This is a genomic window from Campylobacter concisus (assembly GCF_902460675.1).
Classification (GTDB): domain Bacteria; phylum Campylobacterota; class Campylobacteria; order Campylobacterales; family Campylobacteraceae; genus Campylobacter_A; species Campylobacter_A concisus_AJ.
In genome coordinates this window covers 1-7,717 of the sequence record NZ_CABPUQ010000004.1, presented here as the reverse complement: position 1 = coordinate 7,717, position 7,717 = coordinate 1, and the positions used below count along the sequence as shown (strand labels likewise).

The following is a 7,717-nucleotide window of genomic DNA, read 5'->3' as shown; positions in this document are numbered from 1 at the left end:
AAATAGCACTATCTAATATACTTTCATCTATTAAATATAATATATTCATTTTTTCAAGTCACCTAATTTTATATAATCTTACGCATGAATCTTCTTCGAATTCATCAATATTATTTTGGTCAAAAATAAATTGAGCTATTTTGTTAAATTTTATGTCTTTTAAATCAAAACGAGTTATAACATACCTTATATTGTTGCTCTCAAGATAATCTAAGATATCTTTCTCGTCATCAACCCAAAAAAATTCGTCAGAATGTTGTTTATTGTTCTCAAAGACCATATACCAATCTGGAAAAATAACTATACCTCTTTTAATCGCTACATATTGCAACAACTCACTCCTAGTTCTAAAGTTTTTAAAAATATTACAATATTCTTTGTTTGGATTTTTATGAGCTGCCAATATTTTAGAACCAAAAGGGACACAACTAAAAAACGTATTTAGTCCATCAACTTCTTCTGCTACGCTATATGGGTGCCTTATACCAGGTGATATAAATTTTCCATAGCTTGGTGCAACGTTAATCATAAGTCCATATACTGGATATATAGATACTATATATGAGAATACGATATAGGTATTAAGATCAATATTTAAAATATAAAATAGTGAAACACTTAAATAAAGCAGATAAAAAGATTGTTGATCGGCAAACCTTACTAAGAGTTCATTTATTGTAAAAAATAGAATTGTCACAAACAACAAAACAACACCAATATTAACTCCATTTATCAACAAAGAAATTATCAAAAACTGAATTTGTAATAGTAATAAGTAAACTTTGTATATATTGGGCTTTTTATATTTTTTCATACTATATTTTACTTTATCATGAGCACCCAATATTCCGGACATCTTTGACAAACCGCCTTTTCCGAAAGAAACGAAAACTGGTATAAGCCACTTAATGGCACCTGGGATGATAGAAATAAACAAAAATACATTATGAAAATAAATACTAGCAATAAATGTCAATATGGCACCTAAAAAAAAGCCCGTAAACGACAAAAAAGATATAAAAAATAAAACAATACACAAAATAAAATAATTTTGACTGACCAACAATGTCAAAAAAAGCGGATAAAGCATCCAACCAAGTATATTATAGTTTTGTATTTCTATGAAGGTTGCAAAAAATAGAGTACTAAAAAAAACAATTCCTAACATCCATAAATTTTGATTCTCATAATATAAGCAAATCCATAAAGTAATCCAAACACACATAGCCAGAAACATTATAAAAGTGGTTCCAAAACTAGCTTGCATTCTGAGGCTCAGTGGTGTTGCATGAAACCAGTTTTTAAGACTAAAACTGCCTCCAGCCAGGAGATTGCTCTGCCCATATCTCCCAAATCTTTGAATATTATAGTCTTGTATATAATAAAAAAAATTATTATAAGCATTTCTTTGATCATTACCAGATAGATACTTCCAACGATACTTTGACAAATTTATGATTATGTTATAAATGCTTAGACTGGTATCCTTTAGCATAAGAACAGGTAAAATAACAGGATATAATAGTAAAAACATGAGCCCCTTATTGCCATATCTATCCATAAATTTTTTAAATTTCTTTTTCATTTTTCTCCAATATACCAAAATATAAAAACCCAACTACTGCCAATAAACAATATATACAAAAACCATTGCCACTCTATTTTATAGTATTTATTAGAAATTACCATGCCCATTATATTGGAAACTAAAACGCTAAAAGACGTAGCAAAGGCTACACCAAATACTCCATAGTATTTTATCAAAATGTAGTCTAAAACAATATTTAAAAAAGCGCTAACAGAATAGATATATGTGCTTATATATGTTTTTTTTGCTTTAAAGATTCCTATAAAACTCAACAGATAAAAACCATAGAATATATTTCCCCAGCATAGAATTCCTATTAACTTCCAACTATGAAAATATCTATCATCGGCTAAAATTTTTACCAGATAAGGAGATATAATAGTTAATAATACGGCAGATAGTGAACCTACTGCCACATAACACAATGAAATATTTTTGAAAAAAGCTTGACTATCATCTTTATGTAACATATCCATAGCTATAGGCCACCAAGCTTTTCTAAAAGTTTCAATAACAATTGTAATAATGAGTGCTATTTTAGCTCCAATGGCGTATATTCCAACCTCATAATTACCTAAAATATTTGATACAAACCATCTATCACTTGCACTCATAATCCAGATCATAAGACCAGATGGAAGCAACGGAAGTCCGAATTTAATAAACTTTTTAAATAACTCTAAATCTAACTTTCCCCAATATGTATAACTTCTAGAAGTATGCCACCCTATAACCATCACAAACAAAGAACTACAACAAACGCCTAACAAGTAACCCCTTATACCACCGTCATAAAAATATACAAAAAATAATATAAAAGCAACTCCAAAAACTGTTTGAAGAAACGAAAGTGCTATATATCTCCAAGGCTTATAAATAAGTCTAAAAACTTCTAAGCTTTGTGAAACCAATGTGCCAAAAAAAGTAGATATAGCTACAATCCACAAATAATAACTTGGTAAACTCACTTGAAAGGTAAATTTTATAATGAAATATGAAAAAACAATACTTAAAAAAACAACAACTATGCCAACGATGATGCGAAGCTGAAAAATAGATGCTGCTATGTCAGTAATACTTCTACCACCATTATTTTTAGCCTCCATAAAATAAAAACTTTGTGCACTATCAAGCCCCATAGTCATAAAAATAGAAAGCATGCCGGCTATTGTATTAAACATCTCCAAAATACCAAATTCTTCTGGCGTAAACAATCTTGTATATATTGGCAGTGTAAAAAAGGCTATTGCCTTTATAACGATGGACCCTAAGCCATATATAAAGGAGTCTGACAATAGTTTCTTGTACATTTATTGTACCAAATATGGAATTATCTTAGGCATTAACCACCGTAAAAAACTCTTTGGAAATTTTGAATAAATTTGCCTAGACACTTTATAGCTACTATTTAAATCTATCTGATTTGGTTTAAATAAAGTATAGTATTCATAGACTGGATAATTGATAGCACCCCATCTCATTTTATAATCAAAAAGAGCATGATCAGAAATTGGAGTAGATCCCAAATCAAAAAAATTATATTCATTTTCTTTTGCGTAAAGTATTGCAAAATTTATCAAAACTGTGCCTAATGCAATATTTTCAAAATTTAGTGTGGCGCCCCAGTTGTAATGTAAAGTATCTCGATCTTTTATACATATAAGTCCACCTAAAATTTCATTATTTTTCTTTGCTATAAAGATATCAACTATATTTTTTATATACAATTGCTCAAATAACTCAAGCGGCTGAAAAACCATTTTATGCTTATCTATATACATTGTTGAAAAAACATTTTTATAAAATTGCCTTAGATCAGCTATATTATTTAGCATTTCAATAGACACACCAAATCTATTACACTTATTTATATTTCGCCTTATGTTTTGATATAAGTTCTTTGAATATTGTACATCCGATAAATTAATTATTGGATTATTTGCATATAGATTTCTATTTTTTAAATTGCATGATTCTAGTGTTTTTATTACAATATTTATATTATTTTTTATAGAGTACTCTTTTAAATAATCAAAATCTATTTTATTTAAATTTACAAAGTTATAGAAATTAAATGGCATATTGAAAATATTGCCAATTTTTATTTTTGATTTATAAAATAATGCTCTTTTATCCAAGTCATTATTATCCATAACTTTTACTTCTTCTATTTTATAAATTTTTTTAATTACGTTTAAAAATATTTGATTTTTATAAAAATCAAAGTTATCCATTATTCTATACCTCTACAATTATTTCGCTCACAAGAGTCAATTTGATATTCCAATATTTTTAATATATTTTATATAAGCTTAATGTATCTTTTTATTAGTTAAAACTAATAAAAAAACAAAACTGATTATTAAAAATATTTTATAATTTACTTTTTTTGATTGCATAGCATATTCTGTCTAATACAAAAATTTCTATATGCTTTAATGTAGTGAGTAAGTCCAGGATAAGTATAATATTTACTCTCTAATGTTAAATCATATTGATTATTTAGATTATTAAATAAAATAAAGTCTACAATACTGTTTGCACCTATTTCTAGTGCATTAATATCTATATTAAAAAAACCATTCAAGAAAATATATTCACAATTCTTTATCGTAAAAATTATCTTTCCAGTATCTATTCCACTATCTACATAATGAATAGTTACTCCAATTAAATCAAAATTATTTTCATATATTGCCCAGAAATTGCCTATTCCTCTATATCTAGGATTTATTCCATTGTGTAAATTTATAATTTTTGTCTTAGATGTACATATAGTTTCACTACTGATAATAGAACAGGCATTAGAAATAACAAATTTATAATTACACTCTTTGAGTATTTTTCTAATACAACTGCTGTTGATATCCTTGGTAATTATATGTGGCATATAATTCTTCTTTATCTTTTTTTCACATACAAATATTTTTTTTAAAATTCTTAATAAAATAAAATCCAAAGTATGCAAAACACCTTTTCTAAATAACATTTTTTTAAGAAAAATTAAAATTTTTAACAAAGTAAAATGTTCTTCTAAGATTAACACATTATACTTTTCAGAAAGTCTCTGCATATAGATATTATTAGCCGCTATAGCAGCGCTTCCATTACCAGACAATATAATTATATTTTCTTTCAAAATAAAATCCTTCTTTATACCCAATTTGGGAAATTTATGCTTTTTTTACTATATTCTAAACTAACAGGATACTCTCCTTGCTTAAACGGTGCGTAAGCTTTTAAGTATGGTATAGAGTATTCTATAAGAATACCTAATTGGATACCCATTTTTCTATACTTTTCCAACCAGTATGCCCTATCATCAACCAGTGCAACACAATGACTATATGTAGCACCCTCTATATCATTTTTAAATTCGCACTTCAATCCACCAACATTTTTTATCCACTTCCTAGCATTTTTAATTCTATTATTCACTATAAAATCATATTTCCTCAACTGACTAAGCCCTATCCTTGCCTCCAATCTAGATGGTCTAATATTCCAATCATTCGGAAAATATATTTTGTCTTCTTCAAAGTATTTAACAAATCTATCAAGCATTTTTCTTCTTTCAAGACAATTAACAAAAAAATACACATAACTATTGAAAGCAATATTTACGGCTATAAAATATATAAATCTCTTAAAAGACTTCAATAAACCACCACTTCTCAAATTTTCTACTTTCCACGTTACCAACTTATCAAATGTGTCTTGAGAATTTGTGAGTACCATGCCTCCAAATATAGAATTTATAATTTTACTTATATTTGAACCGAATATGGATGCATCTCCGAATTTGGTAACCAGCAATCCATTCCATTTTGCACCGTAGCTATGTGCAACATCTTGTATCACATATATTTTATTGCCATACAAAAGCTCTGCTTCTTTGACAATATTTTGAATTGCTTCAACATCCATAGGATAACCAAATAAATGTGTCACTATTATTGCTCTAGTTTTTTTATTAATGGCTTTTTTTAATAAAGAAATATCCATATTAAAACTATCTTTATCGCTATCCACAAAAACTGGTATATTACCACTTAGCACAATAGCATTTGGAACAACTACACACGTATATGCAGGACATATAATTTCATAATTTTTAAGTTGCCATATATTTAAAAGTGCATACAATCCGGTTCTTCCATGCTGAAACATTACTCCGTATTTATTTTCAAATTTCTTTGCAAACTCTTTTTCGTAGGTTTCTATTGAGTTTTTTTGAAAAATATTTAAAGCAGCAATCCAATCACAAAATGTATAATTTGGTTTCAATCTAGGTATAAGTTTAAACATTTTTAAACTCAACTATACTGTTGTCTTTAATAATTGCATCTTTTGGTAAAAGATAACCACTTGAAGCCATATGAATAACCTTTGATTTTCCGACATGTCCGATCTCTATACAATTCTTAGGTCTTTGAATCTTTTCTTTTACAATGATTTTATCTTTTAAAAAAACAAATTTTCGTTTCACACATCCATCTATTTTATTTTTACCAGTCATTAACAATCTAACAATAAATTTTTTAAATAAATCACCAAGAAAAACGGACTTAAAAATAGACATAGAAAATATCCTTAAAATAACAAAATTTAGGGGAGTTGGCAGAGACTCATTCGTATAATAAAAAGAAGCAACTATTTCACTATTGGTAAAATTAATTTTATCATCAAATTTTTGAGATGAAATTTTCTTACCATTTTTTAAAACACCAAACAATCCACCATCCTCAATGCATACACTATTATTTTTATCAAAAACCTTTAAAACACCGCCTTTTTTAAAGTTAAGTATTGCAAAATATTTTATATTTGAAAACATGTAAATTCCAGCTTTTTCAAATATCTTCTCTTCATTTTTTAAAAAAAATGGAGAAATGCTAGAGTTGGTAATACAATGTTCTATCTTATCGTAATTTAGGGCAGCTACAGCATAAGAATTCAAAAGAGGAATATAATTGCCAATATCTATATTTTGTGGCAGTATATGTTGCCCCTTTGGCTCTAAAAATTTTGCAATAAGTGCAAAATCTTCTATTTCATTTGCTAAAGAAATGATTCCCCCAGGATAAAATATTTCAGTGTTTCTTGATCCATATAATCCTCCAATTGTTCCATTTGGGTGAATAAAAAAACTCAAAAATTTGGCAGATCTTTTTAATGAATCCAATAAATTTTGATCAAATGTTATCATATAAGCGCAATACAAATAATAAGTACATAAGGTTTGATAGCCGGGATCGGCTCCTTCATATTCTTTATACCAACCTTCTTCGGATTGATTATCATAGATAAGTTTTAATAGTTCTTGGTAGCGAGAGTTTGTTTCCCCGGTTATTTTATTCCACAAGGCTATTGCCGCAACACCTGTTGCTAGATGGTTTGATATGATCGCATGTTTTTCATCATGTTTTGTAATAAAATGCACCAAAGGTCGTATAATGTTTAAATAATCATTTTTACACTTTTCATCCAAGTAATTATCTAGATAAAAAATACAAGACAACACATCAAACGCAACTAAAGCTGTTACGCAAAACGAATTTTCAGTAGGATAGGCCTCACACGCTGACCCATTTTTATCGATAATATTTTTTATAGCTAAAATTGCAGAATCTATTACATCAAAAATAAATTTTTTCTCTTCGGCTTTTTCAAATAGTCCTAATTTTATAGCTACAGCCAAACTATGTACTCCACCTTGCATTGTTGAATTTGAAAAATCTTTTATTTTCCAAGCCCAAAATTCTCGGTCCCCATAGCCATATGTAACAGAGTACTTATCTGTATTGTATAAATTTAAAAGTTTAGTTAAATTTTCTGTCAATATTTTTTTATAAGGGTTCATGTACAATTCCAAAATTAAATTGAGTGTTTTTGCCATTATTTTTTATAAAATCTATAATCATTTTACCAACATCCTTATGATAATGATGTGGATCATAGTAATATTTATAAATATTGTTTGTTATTTCATTATCATAATTAAAATTATAATACTCAACATCTTTTAAATATACCAAAAATTGTTCGTAATCAGAATTATTGTTTTTATAAAAATTTCTTAATTCCTTTGAAATAGGATTTATAAATAATTTTAAATCTATATTATGT

Annotated in this window: 7 protein-coding genes; all 7 read right to left on the bottom strand. The window is 27.4% G+C overall.

What is annotated here, in order from left to right; translation table 11 throughout:
• Window positions 1-58 precede the first annotated feature (58 nt).
• Window positions 59-1,585, bottom strand: a complete 1,527-nt coding sequence (locus F3G88_RS10105) for a hypothetical protein (RefSeq protein ID WP_149716080.1) — start codon at window positions 1,583-1,585, stop codon at window positions 59-61.
• Entirely contained in the window at window positions 1,582-2,898 is a 1,317-nt protein-coding gene (locus F3G88_RS10100) for a lipopolysaccharide biosynthesis protein (RefSeq protein ID WP_149716079.1), read from the bottom strand. The genes F3G88_RS10105 and F3G88_RS10100 overlap by 4 nt, the downstream gene beginning before the upstream one ends.
• Entirely contained in the window at window positions 2,899-3,822 is a 924-nt protein-coding gene (locus F3G88_RS10095) for a GNAT family N-acetyltransferase (protein ID WP_149716078.1), read from the bottom strand.
• 146 nt (window positions 3,823-3,968) lie between these two features.
• On the bottom strand, window positions 3,969-4,727 hold the full coding sequence (locus F3G88_RS10090) for a formyltransferase family protein (protein WP_103573904.1): 759 nt from the start codon (window positions 4,725-4,727) through the stop codon (window positions 3,969-3,971).
• Between the two features lie 14 nt (window positions 4,728-4,741).
• On the bottom strand, window positions 4,742-5,896 hold the full coding sequence (locus tag F3G88_RS10085; protein WP_149716077.1) for a DegT/DnrJ/EryC1/StrS family aminotransferase: 1,155 nt from the start codon (window positions 5,894-5,896) through the stop codon (window positions 4,742-4,744).
• Window positions 5,889-7,487: a hypothetical protein gene (locus F3G88_RS10080; RefSeq protein ID WP_141090481.1), complete on the bottom strand. Its 1,599-nt coding sequence runs from the start codon at window positions 7,485-7,487 to the stop codon at window positions 5,889-5,891. Before F3G88_RS10080 ends, F3G88_RS10085 begins: the two co-directional genes overlap by 8 nt.
• On the bottom strand, window positions 7,438-7,717 hold a 280-nt coding region (locus F3G88_RS10585), incomplete at its 5' end, for a hypothetical protein (RefSeq protein WP_223228787.1). The genes F3G88_RS10080 and F3G88_RS10585, both read right to left, overlap by 50 nt.

Bases quoted from the DNA above. Each gene is read 5' to 3' on its own strand.
- F3G88_RS10105 (WP_149716080.1), bottom strand. From the start codon at position 1,585: ATGAAAAAGAAATTTAAAAAATTTATGGATAGATATGGCAATAAGGGG.
- F3G88_RS10100 (WP_149716079.1), bottom strand. From the start codon at position 2,898: ATGTACAAGAAACTATTGTCAGACTCCTTTATATATGGCTTAGGGTCC.
- F3G88_RS10095 (WP_149716078.1), bottom strand. From the start codon at position 3,822: ATGGATAACTTTGATTTTTATAAAAATCAAATATTTTTAAACGTAATT.
- F3G88_RS10085 (WP_149716077.1), bottom strand. From the start codon at position 5,896: ATGTTTAAACTTATACCTAGATTGAAACCAAATTATACATTTTGTGAT.
- F3G88_RS10080 (WP_141090481.1), bottom strand. From the start codon at position 7,487: ATGGCAAAAACACTCAATTTAATTTTGGAATTGTACATGAACCCTTAT.